Origin of the sequence: Ruminococcus sp. YRD2003, from assembly GCA_900109435.1 — a bacterium.
Taxonomy (GTDB): domain Bacteria; phylum Bacillota; class Clostridia; order Oscillospirales; family Ruminococcaceae; genus Ruminococcus; species Ruminococcus flavefaciens_G.
On sequence record FNZT01000008.1, the window covers coordinates 150,869 to 176,654 of the forward strand.

Sequence of the window (25,786 nt, forward strand, 5' to 3'; positions counted from 1 at the left end):
AATAAAAAAGGCGTACCGATTGGTACGCCTTTTGTTGTATTATGAAAACCCCCGGCTCTGCCGGGGGATGTTTATTATGTATTCCTTGTCACCTTACGGTACCACTCATATGCCTCGTTGGCGTCACCGCTGTTCGAGTATATTGATGTCATACACTTATTTTCATATATTACCCGCCCCTTCAGCAAGCCGTCCGTTGTGTAGTACATCGCCGTTACAGTCGTTGTCGAGGCTTCTACATCGGGCATCATCTCTGGCACGAGCAGCTCATAGTCCGCGAACTCGGCGGCATTGCAGATAAGGTCATAGGTCGCCGCAAGCTTGTCTTTGTCAACGGCGTTTTCCTGTACGGTATAGCCGCTCAGCTCTCCTGCCGCGTACTTCTCGGTCAGAGCGGCATAGCTGAGCTTCATCAGCTCCGCATCGCTTGATATGCACCTGTTGCCGTCAGAATCAATAAAGCTGAGCTGCGAATCATCGCCTGTGTACTCGTTTGCAGTGAGCATCTCGATATAGCGTATCGCGGGGACATTACTGCGGTCGGCTCGTATATGAGAAGCTCGTATATGAGAAGCTGTCGTCTCTGCGTCGGAGTTTCCCATATTTCCCTGACAGCCCGTAAGCATGATGAGCCCCAAAGCTGCGGCAATTAGTTTTTTCATGGTGTTCACCTCCGATGATATCATTCTACTGCATATGTGTCGGAAAATGGCTGTTTTGTTGCGCTCAGCCGCAAACTTTGTATAACTGCACATATACCATGTGCCGACTTTGTGCAGACTGCCGAAACATTATTTTTCTTTTTTTTCAAAAAAGACTTGATTTTTTCCTCCTCCCGCGCTATAATGTATACATAACCCGTTGACTGAGAGAGTAGGTCTGCGTTTAAGTCGTCAGAGAGGAGCGGAAAGGTGCGAGCGCTCCGTCCGAAAGCATTCCGAAGTTCACTCACGAGGGGCGGAACAGAAGTGTTCGGCGGCATGGCGTGCTGAAAAGGCACGGCGTGTATGGACAGGTGCGGGGAGCGTCCGTTATGGCGCGGAGCGTGCTTGTACTGCGGGCATGGTAGGTTCTGACGTATGTCTGCGTTAAAGACAAGAGAGTGTCGGCTCTCCTGACAATGGGTGGTTATAAGCAAGCTATTTAGTCTTGTCCTGTTGGACAGGGCTTTTTTTATTGTCACGACACAAAAATCTATTTTGAGGTGAAAAAATGAAAGAACAGCTGGAAAAAATCGAAGCGCTCGCTAAGCAGGAGCTCGAATCCTGCACCGAGATCAAGGCGCTGGACGACCTGAGGATAAGATTCCTCGGCAAGAAGGGCGAGCTCACTGCCATTCTCAAACAAATGGGCAAGCTCACTCCCGAAGAAAGACCCGTTATCGGTCAGCTCGCCAACAAGGTCAGAGCTGACATCGAAGAGGCTCTCGGCTCTAAACTCGCGGCTCTGAAGTCGAACGCACAGTCCGCTAAGCTCAAGGAGGAGACTATCGACATCACTCTCCCTGGCAGGCACGCGCCTTTCGGCAAGCTCCACCCGCTCTCAAAGGTCGAGAATGAGATACGCGAGATATTCATCGGCATGGGCTTCAATATCGCTGACGGTCCCGAGATCGACGACGACTACCACGTTTTCGAGGCGCTCAATCTCCCGCCCGACCACCCTGCACGCGATACTCAGGACACTTTCTACATCGAGAATACCAACGAGACTGTCCTCCTCCGTACTCAGACTTCATCGGTACAGGTACACGTTATGGAGACTCAGAAGCCTCCGATACGCATTATCTCTCCAGGCAGAGTTTTCCGCTCGGATGCCGTTGACGCCACGCACTCCCCACTCTTCCACCAGATAGAGGGTCTCGTAGTCGACAAGGGCATCACCATGAGCGACCTTAAAGGTACGCTCGAAATGCTCATGAAGAAGCTCTACGGCAACGACTGCAAGCTCCGCTTCCGTCCCCACCACTTCCCCTTCACCGAGCCAAGCTGTGAGGTGGATATAAGCTGCTTCAACTGCGGCGGAAAGGGCTGCTCGATGTGCAAGGACGAGGGCTATATCGAGCTCCTCGGCGCTGGTATGGTCCACCCGAAGGTACTCGAGAACTGCGGTATCGATCCCGAGGTATACTCTGGATTCGCGTTCGGTCTCGGACTGGAACGTATGGTCATGGGTCGCTACGACATCAACGACCTCCGTCTCCTCTATGAGAACGACGTGCGCTTCCTTGAACAGTTCTGAGCAGTGAGACTCGGCAGGCTTTCGCATTTCTGTTCGCAGTCAGGGCTGACTTCCCACAGGATGCATGGGCTGCTTTCACACATGAACTGTCGGATCAATGCAGGATCATACAACAATACAGTTTTTACCGAATAAATCGAAAGGAAAAAAGATATGAATCTATCTATGAAATGGCTCGGCGACTACGTTAAAGCCGATATGCCGATAAAGGATTTCTGCCACGCTCTCACTATGAGCGGCTCAAAGGTCGAGTGCTATGAGGAGGAAGGAAAAAATATCTCCAACGTAGTGGTCGGAAAAATACTCTCTAAGGGTCCTCACGAGAACGCTGACGCGCTCTTCGTGTGTCAGGTGGACGTCGGCGCTGAGGCTCCCATACAGATAGTCACCAACGCTAAAAATGTCAAGGAGGGCGACCTCGTGCCCGTTGCACTCGACGGTGCTGTACTCCCCGAGGGCAAGATAAAAAAGTGCAAGATGCGCGGAGTCGAGAGCTTCGGTATGTTCTGCGGCCTCGATACTCTCGGTCTCACAGCTCACGATTTCCCCTATGCAGACCCCGAGGGCGTGTTCGTCATCGAGGAGGACTGTGAGCTCGGTCAGGATATACACTCGGCTATCGGTCTCGACGATACCTCCGTTGAGTTCGAGATAACCTCCAACCGCCCCGACTGCCTCAGCGTTATCGGTCTTGCACGTGAGACTGCCGCTACTTACGGCACGGAGCTGAAGGTAAAGGCTCCCGTATTCAAGGGCGTGAACGGCGATATCAACTCCATGCTCAAGGTCGATATCCACAACACCGAAAAGTGCCAGCGTTACTGCGCGGGTATCGTCAGGAACGTAAAGATCGGTCCCTCGCCGAGATGGATGAGAGAGAGACTTCGTGCCAGCGGCGTTCGCCCGATAAACAACTTCGTCGACATCACCAACTACGTAATGCTCGAGTACGGTCAGCCTATGCACGCTTTCGACCTCCGCTATGTTGAGGGAGCTCACATAAATGTCCGCAACGCTGTTGACGGCGAGAAGATCATGACCCTCGACGGCGTCGAGCGCGAACTCACAAGCGATATGCTCGTTATCGCCGACGAGAAGAAGCCCGTTGCCGTTGCAGGCATCATGGGCGGCGAGTACAGCGGCATCATGAATGATACGACCACTGTCGTTTTCGAGTCCGCTTACTTCGAGCCCACTCAGGTACGTCAGACCTCCAAGAAGCTCCGTCTCAAGTCCGACGCTTCCGCACGCTATGAAAAGGGCGTCGACAGGCTCATCTCCATGACCTGCCTGAAGCGCGCTTTCGAGCTCGTTGAGGAACTCGGCGCAGGCGAGGTGCTCAACACCGTCATCGACCGCGACTACACCGACAAGACTCCCGCTTCCGTTGAGTTCGACCCGCAGTGGATAAACAGCTTCCTCGGAACAGACCTCACCGAAGAGCAGATGAAGGAATACCTCAGCCGCCTCGAATTCTCCTTCGAGGGCAACAGAGTGCTCGCTCCTTCGTTCCGCATCGACATCGGATGCAAGGCTGATATCGCTGAGGAGGTCGCACGCATCTACGGCTACAACAATATCCCCTCGACTGATTTCCGCGGCGTTGCAAGAGCGGAATTCACCCCCGAGCAGAAGTTCACGCGCGCTCTCAGAAATGCGGCTGTAGCTCTCGGCGGCTACGAGATCGCTACTTATTCTTTCGTTTCTCCCAAGTACTTCGATAAGATCAGGCTCCCCGAGGACAGCAGGCTCCGCAAGGTGGTACGCATCGTGAATCCTCTCGGTGAGGATACGAGCGTTATGAGAACGTCCACTATCCCTTCGATGCTCGACGTGCTCTCTTTCAACTACAACAACCGCAACGAGAAGGCTTGTCTCTTCGAGATATCGAAGGAGTACCTCCCCGCACAGGAGGAGAAGCCGTACATCAACGGCGACACGCTCGCTTCAAACGGTCAGAAAAAACACAGGTACGAATACTCGCTCCCCGATGAGCCGCAGAGACTTACTGTCGGTATGTACGGCGGCGATGCTGACTTCTATGCGCTCAAGGGCATGGTCGAGCAGCTCCTCGGCGAGATGAAGATATCCAATGTCGAGTATATCCGCGCTGACAACAGCGATGTTTTCGACGAGAAGTACGCTCTCCACCCCGGCAGAAGCGCCGTTATCATGCGTGACGGTGTGGCTCTCGGTATCATGGGCGAGGTTCACCCCGAAGTGCAGGACACCTACGAGATAGGCGTCAAGACTTACGTTGCTAAGCTCAATATCCCCGAGCTCATGGACGCTGCCGCTGATAAAATAACCTATCAGCCGCTGCCGAAGTTCCCTGCTACGACCCGCGACCTCAGCCTGCTCGTTGACGAGGATATGCCCGTTGCCGAGCTCGAAAAAGCTATCAAGGGCGCTGTCGGAAAGATACTCGAGAAGGTTACCCTCTTCGACGTTTACCGCAGCGACGATATGAAAAAGAACGGCAAGAAGAGTATCGCTTACTCTATCTCCATGCGCTCGCATGAGGGCACGCTCACCGATGAACAGGCTGACAGCGCTATGAAGAAGGCGCTCAAGGCTCTCGCTGCCATCGGCGCTGAACTCAGAGGCTAACAATAATACCGTCGGTACGAAAGTATCGGCGGTATATCCTTTCAGAGGTGATATCAATGAAATCTATCCCCCTCGATAATAACAGTGTAAAACTCATGGGACGCGCGCTCGTCAGGAACGATATCCTGTATCTCACGCTGTCGGGGACAGGCTGTGAATTCACTTTCACGGGCTGTAGGCTCGTGCTCACGGCAGGCGTCGATGCGGACTGCTTCAACGACGGCAAGCGCTGTAATATGCCGCGCATTGCCGTACTCTGCGACGGACGCGTCATCGTCAAAAAAGTCATTGAACAGCGTGAAGAAAAGTTCGTCATCGTCAGCTCCGATACCCCCGTTACAAAGACTGTCCGCATTGTCAAGCTCTCCGAGTGCGCCTTCTCTCTCGCGGAGCTCCGCCCTGCGGAGACCGATGACGGAGCTGTCATTGCTCCTGCTCCCGAAAAGCCGATGAAGATCGAGTTCATCGGGGACTCCATAACCTGCGGGTACGGCGTCGACGACAGCAATATGCAGTCCGATTTCTCGTGCGAAGCCGAGAATGCGATGAAGTCCTATGCGTACATCTCAGCAGAACTCCTCGGCGCTGACTACAGCCTGTTCAGCTACAGCGGATACGGTCTGATAAGCGGCTATTCGGGCGACGGCTTGCGCAATACCACCGAGATACTCCCGCCGTGGTATGAGACCTGCGGATTCTCATACAGCTCCGCGGGCGGTGTGAGATTGCAGGATCTACAGTGGGATTTCAGCCGATTCGTTCCCGATTTCATCGTCATCAACCTCGGCACCAACGACAACAGCTTCTGCTCATGCCATAACGAATCGTACAGGGAGTTCGAGGACTGCTACCTCGACTTTCTCCGCGTTTTAAGACGCAATAATCCCCGCGCGCACATCGTCTGCTCGCTCGGTATAATGCTCGCCGAGCCGCTCCCGTACATCGAGAGCGCGATTGAACGCTTCGGGGACGAAAGAGTCAGCGTGTTCAGATTTACCACGCAGGACGGTCTGCTCGGGTTCGGCTCAAACTGGCATCCCTCCGAGGATACTCAGCTCCGCGCCGCCGAGGAACTCGCCGAATATATAAAAAGTATTCTGTAAAATGAATGCGTCCCCTTAGTCAGAATGTCATTCAAAAGTTTAGCCCCTTAGCGCTTTTTACGCTAAGGGGCATTACGTTTTTACTGACAATTATTGCAGCCTTGACGCCTTCGCTTACTGCTCGTTTTCGTCCTCGGATCCGAGGACGCTGAACATCTCTATCATCGTATCGTTGTCCTTTGCAAGCTTCTTTATCGTGAGCTGGGTCTGTGCCTTGTTATTGGCAAGACGCAGGTTGTTCAGCGACTTCTGGAGATTGTCCTTGACCTTGTTCAGGTGGTCTATCGTCTTGTCTATTTCTTCTATTGCGGTATTGAACTGCTTGCCCGCAAGCTCAAAGTTCTTCGAGAAGCCTGTCTTGAATTCCGTGATACGCTCCTCAAAATTGGTTATATCTATCTGCCTGTTCTTGAGGTCAAGTATCTCGCGCCTGAGCTCCATTGAATTCATCGCTGCATTGCGGAGGAGCGAGATGATCGGAATGAAGAACTGCGGTCGGATAACGTACATCTTCTCATACTTCCATGAGACGTCGACGATGCCCTGATTGTACATCTCGCTGTCGCTCTCGAGCATGGATACGAGCACCGCATATTCACAATTCTTGTTCCTCCTGTCCCTGTCGAGCTTTTCAAAGAAGTCCTCGTTCTTGTGCTTCGTTGCGGTCGTATCCATTTCGTTCTTCATCTCGAACATTATGGATATCATCTCACAGCCTTCATCGTCCCGCTCGCGGTAGATATAATCGCCCTTTGTGCCATCCGTAACTGTGTTGTCCTTGCCGAATTCCGCGTTGCGAAAGGCTGTGGCACGTATCATATTGAACGAGTTCTCACAGTGCTGCTCAAGGGTCTCGCCTATCATCTTCGTGGACATCCTTGTTTTCAGGTCTTTGTAGTAGTCTATGCTCTCCTGCTGGGCTTTCAGCTTAGCCTCGTACTCCGCGCGCTGAGTATCACGCTCCTTTTCGACCTTCGATACTGCGTCCTTTATCGCAAGCTCGCTTTCAAGCTTAGCGTTGTCAAGTTTAGAGCCGAGAAGTACGAGTTCCTCCCTCTTCCGTGCGAGCTCCTCGCTGCTCTCCGTAAGCTTTTTTTCGTACTTTTCCCTCTCCGCACTGACCGCACGTGATACTGCGAGCTCGGTTTTCCCCTCGCTCTGAGCTGCGTCTGCTTCAAGCTGCTGTATCTTCATTTTCAGCTCGCTTATCTCGGTCTCCTTCTGATTCCCGACCTTTGCAACTTCGGCTCTGACTGTCAGTTCTGCCGACTCCTTCATGCTGTTTATCTGCTCGCCGAGCCGCGCTATCTCATTCTCCTTTTCGCTCACTGCCTGATTCAGCCTTAACTCGCTCTCCTTTCGCTCGGCTGATGCCATGACCTCGAGCTGTCTGTGGAGCTCCGCATCGAATTCCTTCGTCCTTACCTGACTGAGGATGGCTGCATAACCCGCCTCATCGACTGTGAATGCCTGTCCGCAGTGGGGACACTTTATCTCGTTCATTGTTTTTCCTCCCGTAGAAATATGCTTATGAAATCCCGTAATAACCTCTTCGTATTATAGCTTGATACCTGTAAAACAGCGCAGAGCGCCGCTTTTATCCGTGTTCAGTTCATGTACTCCTTCATTGCCTCTCCCGCTGCCCTGTATCTCTCGTACAGCTCCGCAGCTGTCCACCTCATCGCTCCGTTGCCGAGTATTATCATCTGCTCAAGTCCGTCAGAGGTCGCGACCATGACACGGTGCTTCTTCGAGAGCTCGTGCGATACACGCTCTATATAGCTGTCGGCTGTCTCCGACTCCTTCGTGTAGACTATGCTGATATTGTAGTATTTCTCGATGTCGCGGTGTCTGCCCTTGACCTTGTATGCGTCGAATACTACGATTATCTCATAGCCCGTACAGCCCTGATAGCTGCACATCATATTTATCAGCTCCGACCTCGCCGCATCAAGATTCTCAGCTGCGATCTTTTTGAGAGCGTCCCATGCAAAGATGATATTGTACCCGTCAACAAGCAGATAATCGGGACCTTCATACTCGGGCAGCTTCACGTTTTTTGTGTCGGGCTGCACTGCTTTCGTCTTTTTAAAGGCTCTTCGCGGGTCACGGTCAAGCTTGCCGTAGGTGCGCTCGAATATCGCCATAAGCTCCTCGTCGGAGGCTGTCCTCTCGGCAAATCTGCGTATTCTCGCGGTATCGGGCTTATCCTCGGGCGCTTCTTCTGCCATGCATGACGGCAGATGCATATGCTCGGGGACTTCGTTCCATTTTACGACATAGCCTGCTCCGTGCGAGCAGAAAACAGAATCTGCCGAGTTTTCGATATCACTGTCGCAGTCGTAGCCGATATCGGCTATAACACGTTCGCTGTCGTGGCACTCCCGATAACCCGAAAATGTACACGTCAGCCGCCCTCTGCCCTTTGTGTAACCGTTGACATCAAGCTGATATGTGCCTATTTCGGATACGGGAGCACTGCCCTTTATAACCGACATCTCTCCCTCTGTTTCGGGCTGGTCAAATTCCGCTCCGAAATGCTGTAGATCGGATATCGCGCGTCCCACGCTCTCTGACGGGACTTCAAGCTCATAATCGTAATACGGCTCGAGCAGTATGCTCTCCGCAGAGCGAATGCCCTGCCGCACTGCTCTGTATGTTGCCTGACGGAAGTCTCCGCCCTCGGTGTGCTTCAGGTGTGCCCGCCCTGCTTTCAGCGTGAAGCGGATATCCGTCACAGGCGATCCTGTGAGCACGCCTATGTGGGCTTTCTCTTTCAGATGCGTGAGTATCAGCCTCTGCCAGTTGCGGTCGAGGTCGTCCTCGGGGCAGTCTGTGCGGAATTCAAGTCCCCTGCCGCGCTCGAGTGGCTCTATCAGGAGATGTACCTCCGCATAGTGGCGCAGCGGCTCGTAGTGCCCCACTCCCTCGACTGCACTGCGTATCGTCTCTCTGTAGGTTATGGCTCCGTCCTCAAAGCTGACCTTGTAGCCGTACTTCATCTCTATCCGCTTTGTAAGCACTTCGAGCTGTACTGCTCCCATGAGCTGTATGTGTATCTCGCGAAGCTGCTCGTTCCATACTATGTGGAGCTGCGGGTCCTCATCCTCAAGGCGCCGCAGGTCGTCGAGGATGTCGTATACGCTGCGCTCCTTCGGAAGTCCGACCCTGTATGTCATTATCGGCTCGAGCATTGCGGCTGCGGAGTTCTGACTGCACCCGAGCCCCTGTCCCGAATACGTCCCGCTCAGACCCGTTACTGAGCATATCTCGCCCGCATTTGCGCACTCGGCTGTGCTGAACTTCTCGCCCGAATAGAACCTGACTGAGCTTACCTTTCCGCTGACTGCGCTGCCTTCGGAATCGGTGTAGGTCAGCTCGTCCCTGACAGATAGTCTGCCGCCGTTTATTTTAAGGTGAGTAAGACGCGTGCCCTTTGCGTCGTAGGATATCTTGTACACGCTTGCGCCGAATTCCGTCAAACGCTGCGGCTCTGCCGTAAATCTGTCAAGTATTTCTATGAATCTCTCTATCCCCTGCATTTTCAGGGCTGAACCAAAAAAGCACGGGAATAATCTGCGCTGTGCTATCGCTCTCGATATGTCCGCATCACTGAGCCCGCCCGACGACAGATATGTCTCCATGAGCTCCTCGCTGCACGCAGCCGCGTTCTCCGATATCTCGACGTCTTCGCCCGAGAAGTCACAGCAGTCCGACGAGAGCCTCCTGCGGAGCTCACTGAGTATCGCTCCCTTGTCGGCTGTGATAAGGTCCATCTTGTTTACGAATATGAACACGGGGACTTCATACTGCCGCAGGAGCTTCCACAAGGTCGCGGTATGGCTCTGTACGCCGTCTGTGCCGCTGATAACGAGCACGGCATAGTCAAGCACGCTCATCGTCCGCTCGGTCTCGGATGAGAAGTCAACGTGCCCGGGAGTATCAAGGAGCATCACCCTTGTTTCGCCTGCGGTGAACTCCGCCTGATGTGCAAATATCGTTATCCCGCGCTCCCGCTCGATGGAATCCGTATCGAGAGATGAGCTGCCGTCGTCAACTCTGCCGAGCTTCCTCATCTGTCCGCTCGTATAGAGCATTGCCTCCGCAAGCGTTGTTTTCCCCGAATCTACGTGGGCTGTTATCCCCACTGTTATCGTTTTCATGCGCGGTCCCCTCCTAACTAAAAGTCACTTTTGTCAGATGTAATTAATGTTTGCTCAACAACTCAAAAATGCCTTTATACAGCTTTTAAAAGGCATTTTTGAGTTGTCAAAGCGCAAGAAAAATAATAGCATTTATGATTTTTCTTGCGCTTTGTTTTGCCCTTTAGGGCAAAATGAGCTTGACATCAATTAATGTGATGCGCAAATTCCATACATAATCAAAGAATTTGCGCACCCCGAACGAAGTTCGGGGCAATAACCGCCTAACGGCGGTTATTGAGGACACATTAATTATAACATATTTTTCGCGTATTAGCAAGCCGTGCTTCTCGGCTTCCTGCGCGTACAGCTGCTAAAGAGGTATATCTCAAGGGGAGCGACCGTTAAGAAGTGCTGTGATGACAGAAATAAAGGACGTGATAAGTTCACCTTACCACGTCCTCCGTTCGTTTCTCCCTTTTTACAAAAGTGTTTCTGCTCAACAAACCGAAATCTGATCAACACTTATTCTTTCACGGGACAAATCATCTGCAGGTCAAATGGTTCCTCTGCAGCAATTTCTTTTATAGGATCGCTTGCCAAGCTACTTCCCATTGCTCTGTAAAATGCGATCGTCTCCTCGGAAGAACAGGCAGATATGTACAATGCCTCCGCACCAGCTTTTCTCGCTTCCGCTTTTCCTGCTTCAAATAATCGTCTGCCAACACCCTTGCCTCTGCATTCAGAAGTTACTTGCATCATATCAAGAATCATGTAGGGACCATTCAGTTTCCTTAATAGCCCTATAAAGCCAACAACTTTATCATTTTCTAATGCAACGTATGTGATATATTCATCACTGCTTATTTGTTTTGCAACAGAACGCTTTTTGTTCAGGTCCCAATCTTCGGTATATTTGCATTCTACTAATGTATATTCTCCGTCTATTCTTCGATACACTTTATTTACATTCTGTTTTCTGTTGTATAAATCCAATGATTCCAAACAGAAATTCGTTTCTGATAATAATTCAATTTTGATCAAATCATAGTTCTCCTTGTGTTATATTTGCCTTGCTCTCTTCACATGCGCTTGTCTGTGAGCATGAAATACGTCAGGAACTACTCTGCCTCGCTTGTAATGGTAAGATGACGCGGGAGATGTATCATTCGACAAGCATACGCCTGAGCCTGCACAGATCAAAAGAATCTATGCGTCTGTCGGTTATAAGGTCGACATTTCGCCAGTTCGCAAGCTCGGTCTCCTGCGTGCCGAGCAGCCACTTTTGCAGCAGCACGGCGTCCGCTATGGTGCAGGAACCGTCGTCGTTGCAGTCGCCCTTGACATACGGCGTCCCCTGCGGAGAATAGCCGTCGTAAATGTAGCCCTTTGCAGGCTCCTCATTCGTTTTCCCGTTGGATATCAGGTCCTCGACTTCCTCACGGGTCAGCGTGAGCATTTGGAGGTACTTGCTTTCGATGAGCTCGTTCTCAGTGAGAGCTTTAAATGTATCATAGGTATTGTAGTACTCTCCCCATGCTATGTTTGCCTTCCATACCTGCTCTGTCTTGTCATAGCGGAACAGAACGTTTTTCCGCTCGGTCGTTTCGACAGCAGCTGACGTGTATTTATACCCCTTTTTCACGCTGTCCCACTCCTGCTTGAGCTCGGTTATCACAGGAACTGTCGCTTCCGTAAGCAGTACGGAGCTCTCGGGGTGGTCGTCAAATGACGCACCTTTGATAAAATCCTTTTCGATGTAGCGCCCGTCTACCCATGTGTCACGGCAGTATCCGAGACTTCCGCCCCAGTAGAGGCTGTTGCCTACTCCCCACTCGTCAGCGGAGAATGTCGACTTGTCATCTCTCTGGTAGAGGTAGGTATAGTAGCCGCCCATATCGACCCACGCTCCGTCGCCGACCGTGTCGTATATCTTCTTCCACGTCAGCTCATTATCGCGGGGGATATCGTCCTCCATTTCCACGGAAGCATAGGTGGTGAGAAGCTCCCTTGCGTCTTCAAGTGTGAGCGATTCGTCATTATCTCCGAAGCTGAATTTGCGGACAAGCTTGTCCTCGCTTATCCCCTGACCTTCACCATGTCCCGCTCCGCCGTATGACTTAGTAGTGCCGTCATAGGTGACATTGATGTAAGCGTGGCTGGTCGAGCTCCACTCATATGTCGACTCATCACTGAGACGCTTGGAAACTGCTCCCATCATGCCAGGGAAGCCGAGCGAATCATATCTGTACGGATACAGCGCCGATGCAAGCAGCGACTTATTGTCCCTTCGGGAGTAAGGACTGTAAATATAGAAGCTCTGGTCAACGTGGAAACCGAGGGTAAGGTGCCAGTCTCTGTCGCCAGAGCGGTAGATCTCTCCTCGTATGAAAGAACCGCTGTACAGACATATCGAAGAAAAGCCAGCCTGTACTGCATCCATATTCTCAAAGAAGCTGTCTTTGGTCGCGTAATTCTGTATGAGGTAGTCGCAGTCGTCGCATAGTTCGGGCAGCGTTATCGAAACGTCGGTATCTGTCCACCTGTAATAGCCTGCGATGTAGTAGGAAGGACCGCTGCCGATGTATTCCTTGTACGTCCCCACAGGCATTCCGTGATACGGGGAATATCCCGTGGTTTTCGGGTCGGGCTCTCCGTATACTTCAGTGTTGAACTCAGCCCTTGTTATCGGCTGCTGTACCTGAAGTGTGACCTTTCCGCCGTCAGTACTGTAGCTCTTGAAGATATATCCTCCGTTCACGCGCAGAATATCCTCGTTTTCGTACTCCACATCAGCGTAGAATTTATCATCGTTATATATGACGGATGTCGCGGAGTAAGGCGAATCTTTATCCGAAAACCTGAACGACTCGGGATTCGGATTGTCTGTCCTGACATAGAAATACTCGTTGAACGGCTCGACAAGCGGGTATATCTCGTAGGTGTAGTCAAGCGGGTCGATGTCCTTGCAGGCAGGGTCTGTAGCATAAGAGCTGAGCGTATTCGCTCCGCACATCGGCAGTCCTGATGTCAGCGCACTGCAAATGATGGTAAATGCTGTCGCCGCAGCTGCTGTTTTTTTGTTGTTCATTGATATACCTCCCTCACATCGCTTTCGCGAATATTGTCAACATTATTCTACCATATTTAGTGTAAATTGTCAACCGCTGCGTAAAAAGCAATTCACTTGCGAAAACAGAAAAAGGCGGTATATACCGCCTTTCTGATCGTTCAATTAAGTGCCTTTTCTTTTTTTTCGTTCTTCTCAAACTTGAGAGCACCTGTGTTCTTGTTCTTTTCATTCTCTGCGACGAGCTTCTTGTTTTTCATGTAGTCGCGCAGCATCCTCTACATTCCGCAGCTCCTTCGACTTTCCGCCTCCGATGAACGATACGCGGTGACGCGCATTGAGGTCGGGAGCGTGAGTTTCGATGGCGCGCTCCACATTCACCTCAATGTTCGCGAAGCGCACAAGCTCGTTATCTGCGGCGCGGGCTTGTCGTGCATCTCCTCGATGACTTCTGAATCGTTTATTATCTGCTTCTTCTCCTTGGAAAGTCTGCTGCTCTCACATAAAGCGTATCCCGTCAAGACAAAAAGCTCCCGAAGGACTGATTCCTTTCGGGAGCCTTTTTTGCTCACTTCTGCTGTGTGACGAGTTTTCGCAGTGCGACCATATCAAAGATGTCTACAACGCCGTCTCCGTCAAGGTCCGAGCTTTCGGGAGTTATTTCGGATGCTGTCTTTTTGCCGAGTATGAAGCTGTTCAGCGTGACAAGGTCGGCTGCTCCGATATCGCCGTCGAAGTTGCAGTCTCCGAGAGACACGGGCAGCGCATTGCCTGTGAAGATGTAGGTGTTTTTGCCGCTGTTTGTTATCACGGCAAACTGTCCGCTCCCGCTCACACATACGTCGGGAGCGCTCTTGTCTGACCAGCCGCCGTTGCGGAGCTTCATATCCTTGTGAATCAGCGGGAACTTCTCGCCGAGAGTGATCGAGCTTATTTTGTCGTCATTGTAAAACATAAAGTTCGATGATGTTACAGCAGAGATATCAAAGCTGCTGAGGTCAAGCGCTTCGAGCGCCGAACAGCCGTCGAACATATGCGACATATAGACCGCGCTGCTTGTATCAAATGTGCTGAGGTCGAGACTCTTCAGGCTGCTGCACTCCTCGAACATTGCGCTCATATCAGTCACTTTTCCTGTTTTGAGCGGACTTACGTCGATAGTTTCAAAGCCCGTGCAGCCTCTGAACATCTCCTGCATCTCCGTGACATTTGCGGTGTCGAGCGGACTGAGGTCTATCTTTTTCAGCGACTTGCACTTCCTGAACATCGCCTCCATATTCGTGACCTTGGTCGTATCGAACCTGCTGAGGTCGATGCTTTTCAGCGATTCGCAGGCTGTGAACATCCCGTACATCGTTGCAGCAGAGGATGTGTCGATGTCACCCAGCTCTATCGATACTGCCGAGCGGCAGGCACTGAACATCAGTCCCATGCCCTTGACCTTGCTTGTGTCAAAATTGGAGATATCTATACTGCTCAGATTCTCGCAGTTGGCAAACATCGCTGTCATATTTGTGACCTTTGAGGTGTTGAAGCTGCTCGTATCAAGGTATGTCAGCGCTTTGCAGGAATCAAACATACTGCTCATATCAGTTACGTTTGAGGTGTCAAAGTTTTTCAGGTCGAGGCTCCTTATCTCATGGTCAAAGTAGAACATACTGCTCATATCCTCTACCTTTGACGTATCGAAGCTGCTGAGGTCGACTGTGGTGATAGCAGAGCTCCTCGCAAGCATATAGCTCATGTTCGTAACATTTGACGTATCATAGCCCGACAGGTCGAGGTCATAGAAGCTCCAGCAGCCGTCCAGCATATGCGACATATCCGTAACGCTCGATGTATCAAGACATTCTGCGCACGATTCATCAAGCTTGGTGCAGTATTCAAACAGACTGCTCATATCCGTTGCCTTCGAGGTGTCTATGCTCCCCCACTCGACTGTTTTGAGGTTTTCGCACTCCATGAACATCGCGCTCATATTCTTCGGTGTTCCTGTCGCCTTCGAGAGGTCGATGTGCGTGCATGAATTGTACAGCTTGAAAAGCTCGCTGCAATCATCGGGGAGCACTGTGCCCTCCTCCGCGACGACCTTCTGCACGCTTCTTTTTATGATGAATTCGCTTATCTGCTCTCTGTCGACCTTACCGTGAAGGCTCAGCGTTTTTGCCGCAGGGTCAAAGGTATAGCAGAGCTCGTCATCAGCAGGCTTGTTATAAACATAGGTGTTCGCTCCCGTGTTGCCGATAACGGCGTAATCCTTATCTCCGCTCACTATTACATCAGGCTGCTTCTCATTTGCCCAGCCGTAATTGATAAGTCCCATTGCCTCAGTGATATCGCCCGTTTTTTCTCCAAGCTTTATTTTGCTGAGACCATAGCAGTTCTCGAATACCATGCGCTTGTAGGGAATCTTTGAAAAGTCAAAATTGCTTAGGTCGAGCTCGGTCAGGGATGAACACTCGGAGAACATATAGTCCACGCTCTTCAGGCTTGATGTGTCCATGCCGCTGAGGTCGATGCTCTTCAGCAATGAGCAGCCTGCAAACATTCTTGTCATGCTCTCTGCCCTGCTCGTGTCAAAGCCCGAAATATCTACGGATTCAAGAGCTGCGCAGCCCGAGAACATAGACTGGACCTTCGTGACTTTTGATGAATCAGCCTTTGAGATATCTATCTTCTTGCAGTTCTTGAAAAAATAGAACATACTGCTGCAGCTCTCGGGTAATACTGCATCATCCGCTGCGATAATGCTTGTGACCTTCGCTGCACTGTCAAATCTTCTGATCTCATTGTACGTAAACTCGCCGTGCAGTGTAAGCGTCCCCGCTGCCGCGTCAAAAACAAGGTGCTCCTGCTGAGCGTCCGCAGTCACCGCGGCGGTCACTGCTGCGGTATCAGCTGCGGATGCGTAAGTGCCCGCCATTGCGCCGCTCACGGTAAAAAGCGCGAGCAGCGCTGCTGTTATTCTTTTTGATGTCATGGTTTTTCCTCCCCCAAGTTCTCGTACCTTTATGAGTGGTTTGATAAATCTATTATACGCGCCTTTCGGCATAAAGTCAATACAGTTTTGCACCTGTCCGACTGACAGAAATGAAACGTTCCCGTAAGGGGAGCCCCCTCGAGCAGTTTCGTGGGCTGCCGAATACGTAACGTGAGATCACGGCTCGGTAGCCCACTTTTTCCGTTAAGGATAGCGCTCAGGATCTTCCCTTTACGCCTTTTTCTTATGTCTGCTGTGTTACGGTCTCGCCTCTTTCTATCCTTTCGGCAAGGTCATTGAGATATACCCACCTGTCCATTTTTTCGGCGAGCTCGCTTTCGAGGCTTTCCTTCTTGTCTGAGAGCTCCTGAAGCTTCACATAGTCAGTAGGATTTGCGTTTATCTCGTTTTGCAAGGCAGCGATGTTCTGCTCAAGCACGGCAATATCATCGTCGATAGTCGCGTACTCCCTCTGCTCCTTGAACGAGAATCTCAGCTTAGTCTGAGCAGCTGTACGCTCCCTTTTTTCTGCCTTCTTTTTCGGTCTGACAGTTTCGTTCACGTTCATTCCGACTGCCTTTTCCTCGTAATCGGAGTAGCTGCCGTTGAACCTCGTGCATATGCCGTCACGGAATTCAAATATCTCATTCGCCATCTTATCAAGAAAATAGCGGTCGTGTGAAACAGCGATGACCGCTCCGCTGAAGCCTTCAAGGTAGTCCTCGAGAATGGTCAGCGTAGTGATGTCGAGGTCATTCGTAGGCTCGTCGAGAAGAAGGATATTCGGCGCTGTCATCAGTATCTTCAGAAGGTACAGACGCTTCCTCTCGCCTCCCGACAGCTTCTCGATGCGGTTCCATTGCAGCTCGGAATTGAACAGGAATCGCTCGAGCATCTGCGAAGCGGTCACTGTTCCGTCGGGAGTCCTCACTATATCCGCCGTCTCGCGTATGTAATCTATCACCCGCACAGACGGGTCCATAGACTCACATTCCTGCGAAAAATAGCCGATGTTCACTGTGTCGCCGATGATTATGCTGCCCTTGTCGGGCTTGACCTGTCCCATCAGCATTTTCAGGAAGGTCGACTTCCCTTCACCGTTCCTGCCGACGATGCCTATCCTCGCATCACGCGAGACAATGTACGAGAAATCGGTGATGAGCGGCTTTCCGTCTATCGTCTTGCTGATATTTTCTATCTCGATAGTCTTTTTGCCAAGACGCGACGCTACCGACTGCAATTGAAGCTTTTCTGCCGCAGTCGGTATCTCGCGGTTTTTCAGTGCTTCAAAGCGCTCTATCCTGTCCTTGGATTTTGTGCCTCTCGCACGCGCTCCGCGGCTTATCCACTCAAATTCTCGGCGGTAAAGGCTTCTGTTCCTGCGCTCCGCTGCCTCGGCATCAGCTTCCCGCTGAGCCTTCTGCATAAGGTATTCGCTGTATCCGCCTTCACTGACATTGATATTCCCGCGGTCTATCTCGGCTATTTTGTTGCAGACCTTGTTCAGAAAGTATCTGTCGTGTGTCACCATAACGATAGCTCCGCGGTACCTCATCAGCATATCCTCGAGAAGCTTTGCGGTGTCGTTGTCGATGTGGTTCGTCGGCTCGTCGAGAAGCAGAACATCGCTCGGCTGTATCAGAGCGGCGGCAATTGCGGCACGTCTTTTCTCTCCGCCCGAGAGCGTGCTTATATCGCGCTCGTATCCCGATATACCGAGCTTTTCAAGTATAGACTTTGCTTCATACTCCTTTGCCTCACGAAGGTCGGCAGGCAGGTTCTGCATCACCTGTTCAAGTACGCTTCCGTGTTCGCCGAAAGACGGTATCTGCGGAAGGTAGGATATCCTTATCCCGTTCGTCCTGATTATCTCGCCGTCATCGGGCTCCTCAGTTCCCGAGAGTATCTTTATGAAGGTGGATTTTCCCGTGCCGTTTATGCCGATTATCCCGACCTTGTCACCCTCGTTGAGAAAGAACGATGCGCCGTCGATGACCTTGCGTTCCATGTATGTTTTCGATATATTCTGAGCTGTAAGCAGTATCACATTATCTCTCCTTGAAGAAGAATTTTTCGGTCTGACCAATTTATTCTAACATATAACGCTCAAAACAGCAAGGGACACTGTGCAGGACCGCACTCTGACAATGCGATATTGCAAGTATATTATGTGCGGACAGGCAGGCTTCTGAATATACCCGCATCGAACTTCTGTATCGCAAGCGCGTCATTCGCTGTGATACCGTCGCCGACATTATTGCAATCCGCAGCTACTTTAGCTTCATAAGTCAGTTCATACTTATCCTTGTTCGCGATATATTGCAGTATTGCTACCGCATCTGCGACTGTGACCTTACCGTCAAGGTTAGCGTCTCCTGCCATTCGCACGGCTTGGGCTGTTGTTGAAGCAGAAGTCGTAGTAGTTGTTGTTGTAGCCTTTGCAGTCGTGGTGGTTACTGCTTTGGTCGTTGTTGTGGTCGCCATGGTCGTGGTGGTAGTCGCTTTTGTGGTAGTAGTTGTCGCTTTGGTCGTGGTGGTAGTCGCTTTTGTAGTCGTAGTAGTCGCTTTGGTCGTTGTTGTAGTCGCTTTTGTTGTAGTAGTGGTCGCTTTGGTCGTGGTAGTCGTCGTCTTTGTGGTAGTGGTAGTTGTTGTGGTCGTGGTCGTTGTCTTATGCGGAACTGTTGTTGTGGTATAGACATCGGGCTTCGGGTCTTCTGTGAGCTGCTTTATCGTGATGTCAAAGTATTCGTCATAGGCTGTGTGTGGTATGACTTTGCCGTAAGGTGTAGCAGTATTGTAAGGGATGACCTCCACCGTGCAGGAATACTCGGTATCTCCGAGCTTGAACCTGTTCTCGCCGTCAGCTCCGAATACAGCCTCACCCTTTGAGTTCGATATCCTCATTTCGTAGTATCTGAACGGGTCGATATACAGGTTAAGCCCCGTTATGCGCGGGCACTTTGAAAGCGGTATCTGTTCAAGATATGTTTCAGGTTCGGTCTCTTCGTAGGACATAAAGTCGATGAAGTTGCATTCGCCGAGCTTGTCCTTTTCGCCCATTTCAATGTGGAGCGCACCCTTTGTTTCGTCGTGGAGATAAACGAATGAGATACCCTCATAGAAATTCTTCGGGTCAGTTACGACTTCGACCTCTTTGTGTTCGTCAGTGAAATAACCTCTGTAATCGTATACGTATGAGTCCTGCTTTTCTTCATACCAACCGTTTATTGGACCTGCGCACTGCATAAATACAGTGGAGGTATTGTCTACAATGTAGTAGCCCTTGTTGTCATCCGAGTGTACAGGTCTTACCACATTTGCTGTGTGTGCCGGCAAATGTACACAGAGGAGATCGCGGTCTCTCGTTGCGATCTCATCGCCGATGCTCAGCCTCGAGAGCATATCGAACTCATATGCCATACCGCCGCATACACCTGAATGAAAGCCGATAGCAGAAGCCGGAGAATTCATAAGTCCGCCCATTTTTATACTCTTTGTCTGGTCTTCATTATAAGTATATAGCTTTGAATACCTTGTATTCGTGCGGATGAAGTTTGTTATCTTCTCCATTTTCTGCATATTATTGAGCGAAGGATCATCTAAGTTGTATTTTTCTATGACCTCTCTGGCATACATCTGTCCGACAATGTGCTCATATTTAGACTGTCCAAGAGCATTGAGGAATTCAAGCTTACCATTCAGATTCGGATTTTTCTTATACTCGCTCTCTGCGATCATATAGCAGTCTTCCATATCCGGCATAGCCTGGAATTTTACACTCTCTATACTGACAAGCTCGCGGAATTTATCAAGATCGTCCGATGTTGAATAATATGCCTTGTCGATAGGGTCGTATACATAGACCTCGCTCAGTGGAGTATCGAGTCCAAATGATGATCTGTCAACCATATTGAGATTAGTAAAATCGATATAGACCGTATCCAATGAAGTTACATAAATGTCGTCCAACGACACACTGCTTATCTCACGGATAGTACGAGGTAACTTGACAGTGGTAAGCTTAACGCGGTCAGACGCCATATTAACTGTTATCGGCGTCAAGCCTTTACCTAAGACTGTAACAGTATAGCCGCCAAGTTTTTCGGGAATATCAAGAACACCGTGATCTATGATCCTGTTCGTTTCACCCGAATCAGACACGGCAGAAAGGGTACACTCGCCTTTTTTCGGCAAATCGGGTATATACGTAAAAGTGAAGTCCCCGACCTTGGTCGTCATCTCCTTGACGGCATCCTCCTCGGCGAAAGACATCGTGTATGAAAAGCTTTGCAGTATCATCGCTGCTGACAAGCATACTGATACCGCATTTTTTATTATTCTCATAATATCCTCCTCTGCAATACCCTTGAATGCCATCTTTTCAGGACGTATCAGATATGAATTTATACAGGTCTATTTTATCATTTTTTGCCCGGAAAGTCAATATTTCAGGCTGTTTCTTGAAATATAAGTACAATGAAGTGTCCGCCTTGCGGACAATACAACTGCAAAACCGCCTGCGGTTTCATACCTATGAGACAAAAGTATACTTTTTTGGAACGAAAGGTCATTCATCTTTCCATGCTGTTGAAGTATAATGGATACAGAAGTTATCGCAAAGATGACCGCAATAATAATGAGAGGTGATAATAATGAAAAAATTTGCTTCGGCAGCTTTGGCAGCCGTTTTGCTTGCAGGAACATTACCATTCGGTGCGATACAGTCATCTGCGGCAGAAAAACAGTATGAATTCGAGGAAGGCAGCATAGTCAGCACAGGCGAAAACAGTGCGGAGGTAAGCTCAATGAGCGGTGCAAGCGGCGGAAAAGCAGTCGACCTGAAGGACGGCGGAAATAAGGTCAGCGTGAGAGTTGAGGCAGCAGAGGCAGGTCCTCACAGGATAACGATCAGATACTCTCAGCCCTATGATGAGGACGGCAAATATCAGAACGTTGTCGTCAACGGAAAGAATGTCGGTGAGATATTCTGCAAACATACGGAAGGTGATACCTTCGCGGCTGTGAGCATCAACGCCGACCTTAAAGCAGGCGCTAATGATATTACCGTGGAAGCTTCATGGGGCTGGACTTATCTGGATGCTCTGCTGATAGAAAAGGGAAGCTTCACTTCGTACTCGGGCGGAGGCAGGCTGTCGAACCCGAATGCATCGGCTCAGGCGCAGTCGCTGTACAGCTTCCTCTGCGATACATACGGAAAGAACGTTATATCGGGTCAGCAGGAGTCAACATGGATGGGCAGCGAGGATTATGAGTTCAACATCATAAAGAATGCGAGCGGCAAATACCCTGCCCTGCGTGGGCTCGACTATATGGGCGACGACTTCTCGGGCTGCAACAGACGTGCACAAAAATGGTACAGCAGCGGCGGTATCGTCACCATATGCTGGCACTGCGGAAGCGATTTCAGCGGAAGCCACACCGAGGCTATGAACACCGACCTTAACTGGAATGCTGCCCTCACCGAGGGTACAGCCGAGTACAACAAGCTCATCGCAGGGATGGACAAGGGTGCAAAAGCACTCAAGGAGCTAAAGGAGGCTGGCGTCCCTGTCATATGGCGTCCATTCCACGAATTCGACGGCAAATGGTTCTGGTGGGGCAAGGGCGGTAACGAGAACTTCAAAAAGCTGTGGCGCATCATGTACGACAGGTATACCAACTACTGGGGGCTCGATAACCTGATATGGAGCCTCGGCTACTGCGGCGATGTTAATGCAGGCTGGTATCCCGGAGACGAATACGTGGATATTATCGGCTCCGACACTTATGTAAACCATACCGAATCTCTCAGTGCGATGTACAGCAAAACGGCTCAGGTAGCCGATAAGCCAGTGTGTCTGCACGAAAACGGTCCTATCCCCGACCCCGATAAAATGAAAGCCGACGGTGCTAAATGGCTCTGGTTCATGACATGGCACACCTCTTTCATCGACAGCAATGAATTCAATACCGCTTCATATCTGAAAAAAGTCTACAACAGCGACTATATGCTCACGCTGGACGAGCTCCCCGACATCTATCACTACGGAAGTACGGGGTCATCCGATGTGACCGAGCCTGTATTCGTTATAGCTCCGCCAAAAAGCGTTAAGGGCGATATCAATGCTGACGGCACGGTAAATGTCGCGGACGCAGTTTTACTTCAGAAGTTCATTCTCGGAGACGGCAGTGCTGTCATCTCAGATATGGAAGCAGGAGACCTATGCGAAGATGACGTCATCGACTCATTCGATATGATACTTATGAGGAAGCTCATCACGGCTGCTCCCGCTCCCGAATCTCCCCCAAAGCAGCCCGATACTCCCAAATCGGGATACAGTTTCGACCCTGCAAAAAAATATGCCGAGTATCCCGCCTCATACAAAAACAGTATTCAGCAGGCAGGAACTGTCGTTAAAGAGTCATATAACGGCATAAACGGCACAAATTCGCTGAATGTGTATCTCCCTTACGGTTACGACAAGAATAAAAAGTACAACGTTTTCTACTTCATGCACGGCATGGGAGATAACGAAAATTCGCTGTTCTACAACGATAACGGCGAGATGCGGCGTGTGTTCGACAACATGATAAGCAACGGTGACATCGAGCCGATGATAATCGTAACTCCTACGTTCAACAAGGTCAGTGCTGATACCTTCTACAATGCCGAAAACTTCTACAAAGAGCTTCGTGAAAGCGTTATCCCGTTCGTCGAAAGCAAGTATTCTACCTATGCGGCATCTGCTTCAAAGGAAGATATCGCAGCTTCGAGAATGCACCGTGCCTACGGCGGTTTCTCGATGGGAAGCGTGTCTACATGGGCTGTTTTCGAGAATTGCGTCGACATCATCGGCTACTTCATGCCCCTCAGCGGCGCTCATCACTGGGGTACGGGCAGCGCAGACGCAGGTGCTCTTGCGCGTGCTGTAGGCAATGCAGGTCTCGGTAATGACGAGTTCTTCATAATGTCAGCAACGGGTACATCGGATTTTGCCTATCCTGTGCTCGGACCGCAGATAGAGGATATGAAAAAGCAGGGCTGCTTTGAATACACCTCCGATTTCTCAAAGGGCAATTTCTGGTTCATTCTCGCAGACGGCGGAGAACACAGCTGGTATTACGTAAGACAGTATCTGTATAACTGTCTGCCGTCATTCTTCCGTCAGTAACATCACTGCATCGCTGACTCCGAATCATTCTATACAGCCAAAAGCTCCGACGGACTTCCGCGGAGCTTTTGGCGTATTGACGTATCATCGCTAATGTTGTATAATCATAAAAAAAAGGGGGGATCTCATGGACAGTATTGGAAGGATAGCGGTGATCATCCCTAAGATAAACAATAATACCGAGTCCGTTTTCATTGATGCCATCCACTCAAAGGCACGTGAATACGGGTATGATACGATAGTGATATCGGGTGTGATAAACTACGTAGACCAGCACCTCGATATCGCGTACAGCAAGGGGCAGACAAATATCTACGACCTGATACTGCACGGGGATTTCGACGGTTTTATCTTTGATGCCGATTCGTTTTGCAGTCTGCGGCTCAGGAACACGATACTCGATATGCTCCACAGGCGCGGTCTGCCGTGCGTGGCAATTGACCTTGTTCAGCCGTATTTTCCCGTTATCTCGGCAGATGAGGATTTGCAGCTTTACCTTTCGACCGTTCACCTGATCAGAGAGCACTCATGCAGAAAGCTTTACTGCATCGGCGGTCATAAGGGCGATATACCGTCGGAAAGGCGCATTGACGGCTTCCGCAGGGCAATGGCAGAAGCAGGGCTGTCCTGCGGCGATGGCTGCATTTTCTACGGCGACTACTGGCGGGATGTCCCGCACAGGATTGCCCTTGATATCGCTGAGGGACGCATCGCTCAGCCCGACGGGATAATCTGCGGCAGCGACATCATGGCTGCCGAGCTGGTACGCACTCTCACCGCTAACGGTATACGCGTCCCCGAGGACGTGCGCGTAACAGGCTGCGACGGCAGTATCATCTCGCAGACTGAACGTATCACCCTCACAACCGTCGCAGGTCAGGAAAGGATAAACGGTACTATCGCCATAAACAGACTTCTTTCAATGATAGGCAGAAACGTGGAGGATGTTCCGCTGATGCCCGAACTCGTTATCGGAGAGAGCTGCGGCTGTGCCGATATCGGCGGGATACGCCGAAGCACCGCCCTGTCGGAGATCAGGGAATACTCGGGAACGGTATTCGGTATTCTCGAACAGCGCATAACAAACAGTCACGGAGAAATGATACGCAGGATGTCGGAGTGCAGGGATATACACGATGTATGCGGTACCTTTCTCGGCTGCTGCTATATGATATCAACGTGCGTCCGTGCCGAGCTTTGCCTGTGCGACGACTGGTGCAGGGACCTCAGCGACCCGTCTGTTTACCGAAGAGGCGGACTTTCCGAGCATATGCTGCTTGCGGCTGCCTCTGATACGGGCGACGGAAAAATGACAGACTTCATGACAAAGGATATTCTTCCTTCACTGAACAGACCGCATACGCCGCAGCTGACAGTCTTGACGTCACTGCACTATAAAGGGCAGATATTCGGTTACACCGCCTTCACCTACGAAAAGGCTGTTCATATCATTCTCGATGAGTTCTATACGAACTGGTGCGATGCTGTCGCGAGCGGACTGAATACCGTTCAGGACAGAATGTACAAGGCTCATGTGAACAAACGGATAGAATCGCTTTCGGAATTTGCACCCGTGCTGGGTATATTCAATAAACGCGGACTTATCAGCAAGCTGATGAATATGCTTGCCGAGAATAATACCGCAGGGATCTTTCTTGTGCTGCTCTCGTACATCAAGGAAGAGAGAGTGCATTACGGTGTCCCGCCGATCAATACCATCGTCAACGCGCTGCGGATAAGCGACAGCAGAGCAGTGCTCGCAAGCATCGGCGATGACATCATTGCTATCGCACTTCCTCACGACAGCGGCACGCTCTCCGAAAAAGAGCTTGCACGGGATATATCCGATAAAGTCACAAGCTCGTATAAGGGCTCGGTAGTGCTGAAGGAGGAGCGCATAGCGACTGTCTCATCCTCGGTATCACAGGCAGAGATATTCAGCATCGACCACCTGATAGGCAGCATGGCTGATACGCTGAAAGGCAAAATGATAAGCCAAAGCTCGGGAGTATTCAATTACAGAGAACGCTTCTGTGCTCTGCGCGACGATATTTTCCGTCACCCCGAAAAGGAGTGGAACATCGAGGCGATGACCCGCAGCATGGGGCTGAGCAAAAGCCATTTCCACCGAATCTACAAAGAGTTTTTCAATTCAAGCTGCAAGGACGACATAATTGCTTCAAGGCTTGACAGGATAAAATGGCTGCTTGAAAATACCACTCTTTCATTATCACAGATATCCGAACAATGCGGATACTCCAATTACAGCCACTTTGTCAGGCAATTCACCGATCGCACAGGAATGCCGCCGTCCGCTTACAGGAAGCTTATGAGCAAAAATGCAAGCATTTTGGGATAAAAGAGCATTTACTGCCGCATATCAATGGTGTATCATTATTACAGGAGCTTTCGGGAGCATTTCTGCACAAATATGCTCCGTGGCGATCAGCTTCGGAAGATCATTCCTT

General features: G+C 50.5%; 14 protein-coding genes. 5 read left to right on the forward strand and 9 right to left on the reverse strand.

The window, feature by feature from the left end; translation table 11 throughout:
- Nucleotides 1-74: 74 nt before the first annotated feature.
- Entirely contained in the window at nucleotides 75-662 is a 588-nt protein-coding gene (locus BMX22_RS07915) for a hypothetical protein (protein WP_074741926.1), read from the reverse strand.
- A 550-nt stretch (nucleotides 663-1,212) separates the two neighbouring features.
- Between BMX22_RS07915 and pheS the strand changes: the two genes are divergently transcribed.
- The 3 genes from pheS (at nucleotide 1,213) to BMX22_RS07930 (ending at nucleotide 5,954) form a co-directional block, all read left to right on the forward strand.
- Nucleotides 1,213-2,241, forward strand: a complete 1,029-nt coding sequence (pheS, locus tag BMX22_RS07920) for a phenylalanine--tRNA ligase subunit alpha (protein WP_074741927.1) — start codon at nucleotides 1,213-1,215, stop codon at nucleotides 2,239-2,241.
- Nucleotides 2,242-2,394: 153 nt separating this feature from the next.
- Complete coding sequence (gene pheT / locus BMX22_RS07925) at nucleotides 2,395-4,851, forward strand: phenylalanine--tRNA ligase subunit beta (protein WP_074741928.1); 2,457 nt, start codon at nucleotides 2,395-2,397, stop codon at nucleotides 4,849-4,851.
- Nucleotides 4,852-4,907: 56 nt separating this feature from the next.
- On the forward strand, nucleotides 4,908-5,954 hold the full coding sequence (locus tag BMX22_RS07930) for an SGNH/GDSL hydrolase family protein (protein WP_074741929.1): 1,047 nt from the start codon (nucleotides 4,908-4,910) through the stop codon (nucleotides 5,952-5,954).
- Nucleotides 5,955-6,068: 114 nt separating this feature from the next.
- Here BMX22_RS07930 and BMX22_RS07935 read toward each other — a convergent pair whose 3' ends face one another.
- From BMX22_RS07935 to BMX22_RS16430, 8 genes are all read right to left on the reverse strand, one after another.
- Nucleotides 6,069-7,457: a DUF2130 domain-containing protein gene (locus BMX22_RS07935; RefSeq protein WP_074741930.1), complete on the reverse strand. Its 1,389-nt coding sequence runs from the start codon at nucleotides 7,455-7,457 to the stop codon at nucleotides 6,069-6,071.
- Between the two features lie 104 nt (nucleotides 7,458-7,561).
- Nucleotides 7,562-10,117 (reverse strand): translation factor GTPase family protein, encoded by a 2,556-nt coding sequence (locus BMX22_RS07940; protein WP_074741931.1) that lies wholly within the window; start codon nucleotides 10,115-10,117, stop codon nucleotides 7,562-7,564.
- 504 nt (nucleotides 10,118-10,621) lie between these two features.
- Entirely contained in the window at nucleotides 10,622-11,140 is a 519-nt protein-coding gene (locus BMX22_RS07945) for a GNAT family N-acetyltransferase (protein ID WP_074741932.1), read from the reverse strand.
- A 121-nt stretch (nucleotides 11,141-11,261) separates the two neighbouring features.
- Nucleotides 11,262-13,187: a dockerin type I repeat-containing protein gene (locus BMX22_RS07950; RefSeq protein ID WP_074741933.1), complete on the reverse strand. Its 1,926-nt coding sequence runs from the start codon at nucleotides 13,185-13,187 to the stop codon at nucleotides 11,262-11,264.
- 356 nt (nucleotides 13,188-13,543) lie between these two features.
- A complete protein-coding gene (locus BMX22_RS16425; protein WP_177172991.1) occupies nucleotides 13,544-13,687 on the reverse strand; it encodes a hypothetical protein in 144 nt (47 codons plus the stop codon).
- 47 nt (nucleotides 13,688-13,734) lie between these two features.
- Nucleotides 13,735-16,146: a BspA family leucine-rich repeat surface protein gene (locus BMX22_RS07955; protein ID WP_074741934.1), complete on the reverse strand. Its 2,412-nt coding sequence runs from the start codon at nucleotides 16,144-16,146 to the stop codon at nucleotides 13,735-13,737.
- A 244-nt stretch (nucleotides 16,147-16,390) separates the two neighbouring features.
- Nucleotides 16,391-18,193, reverse strand: coding sequence for an ABC-F family ATP-binding cassette domain-containing protein (locus BMX22_RS07960; protein WP_074741935.1), 1,803 nt, complete (start codon nucleotides 18,191-18,193; stop codon nucleotides 16,391-16,393).
- Nucleotides 18,194-18,312: 119 nt separating this feature from the next.
- Complete coding sequence (locus BMX22_RS16430; RefSeq protein ID WP_177172992.1) at nucleotides 18,313-20,490, reverse strand: dockerin type I repeat-containing protein; 2,178 nt, start codon at nucleotides 20,488-20,490, stop codon at nucleotides 18,313-18,315.
- 308 nt (nucleotides 20,491-20,798) lie between these two features.
- Between BMX22_RS16430 and BMX22_RS16435 the strand changes: the two genes are divergently transcribed.
- Complete coding sequence (locus tag BMX22_RS16435; RefSeq protein WP_177172993.1) at nucleotides 20,799-23,318, forward strand: glycosyl hydrolase; 2,520 nt, start codon at nucleotides 20,799-20,801, stop codon at nucleotides 23,316-23,318.
- A 127-nt stretch (nucleotides 23,319-23,445) separates the two neighbouring features.
- Complete coding sequence (locus tag BMX22_RS07980; protein WP_074741936.1) at nucleotides 23,446-25,677, forward strand: substrate-binding domain-containing protein; 2,232 nt, start codon at nucleotides 23,446-23,448, stop codon at nucleotides 25,675-25,677.
- Nucleotides 25,678-25,786: the final 109 nt, after the last annotated feature.

Coding starts and splice junctions, on each gene's coding strand:
- BMX22_RS07915 (WP_074741926.1), bottom strand. CDS start 662: ATGAAAAAACTAATTGCCGCAGCTTTGGGGCTCATCATGCTTACGGGC.
- pheS (WP_074741927.1), top strand. CDS start 1,213: ATGAAAGAACAGCTGGAAAAAATCGAAGCGCTCGCTAAGCAGGAGCTC.
- pheT (WP_074741928.1), top strand. CDS start 2,395: ATGAATCTATCTATGAAATGGCTCGGCGACTACGTTAAAGCCGATATG.
- BMX22_RS07930 (WP_074741929.1), top strand. CDS start 4,908: ATGAAATCTATCCCCCTCGATAATAACAGTGTAAAACTCATGGGACGC.
- BMX22_RS07935 (WP_074741930.1), bottom strand. CDS start 7,457: ATGAACGAGATAAAGTGTCCCCACTGCGGACAGGCATTCACAGTCGAT.
- BMX22_RS07940 (WP_074741931.1), bottom strand. CDS start 10,117: ATGAAAACGATAACAGTGGGGATAACAGCCCACGTAGATTCGGGGAAA.
- BMX22_RS07950 (WP_074741933.1), bottom strand. CDS start 13,187: ATGAACAACAAAAAAACAGCAGCTGCGGCGACAGCATTTACCATCATT.
- BMX22_RS07955 (WP_074741934.1), bottom strand. CDS start 16,146: ATGACATCAAAAAGAATAACAGCAGCGCTGCTCGCGCTTTTTACCGTG.
- BMX22_RS16430 (WP_177172992.1), bottom strand. CDS start 20,490: ATGAGAATAATAAAAAATGCGGTATCAGTATGCTTGTCAGCAGCGATG.
- BMX22_RS16435 (WP_177172993.1), top strand. CDS start 20,799: ATGAAAAAATTTGCTTCGGCAGCTTTGGCAGCCGTTTTGCTTGCAGGA.
- BMX22_RS07980 (WP_074741936.1), top strand. CDS start 23,446: ATGGACAGTATTGGAAGGATAGCGGTGATCATCCCTAAGATAAACAAT.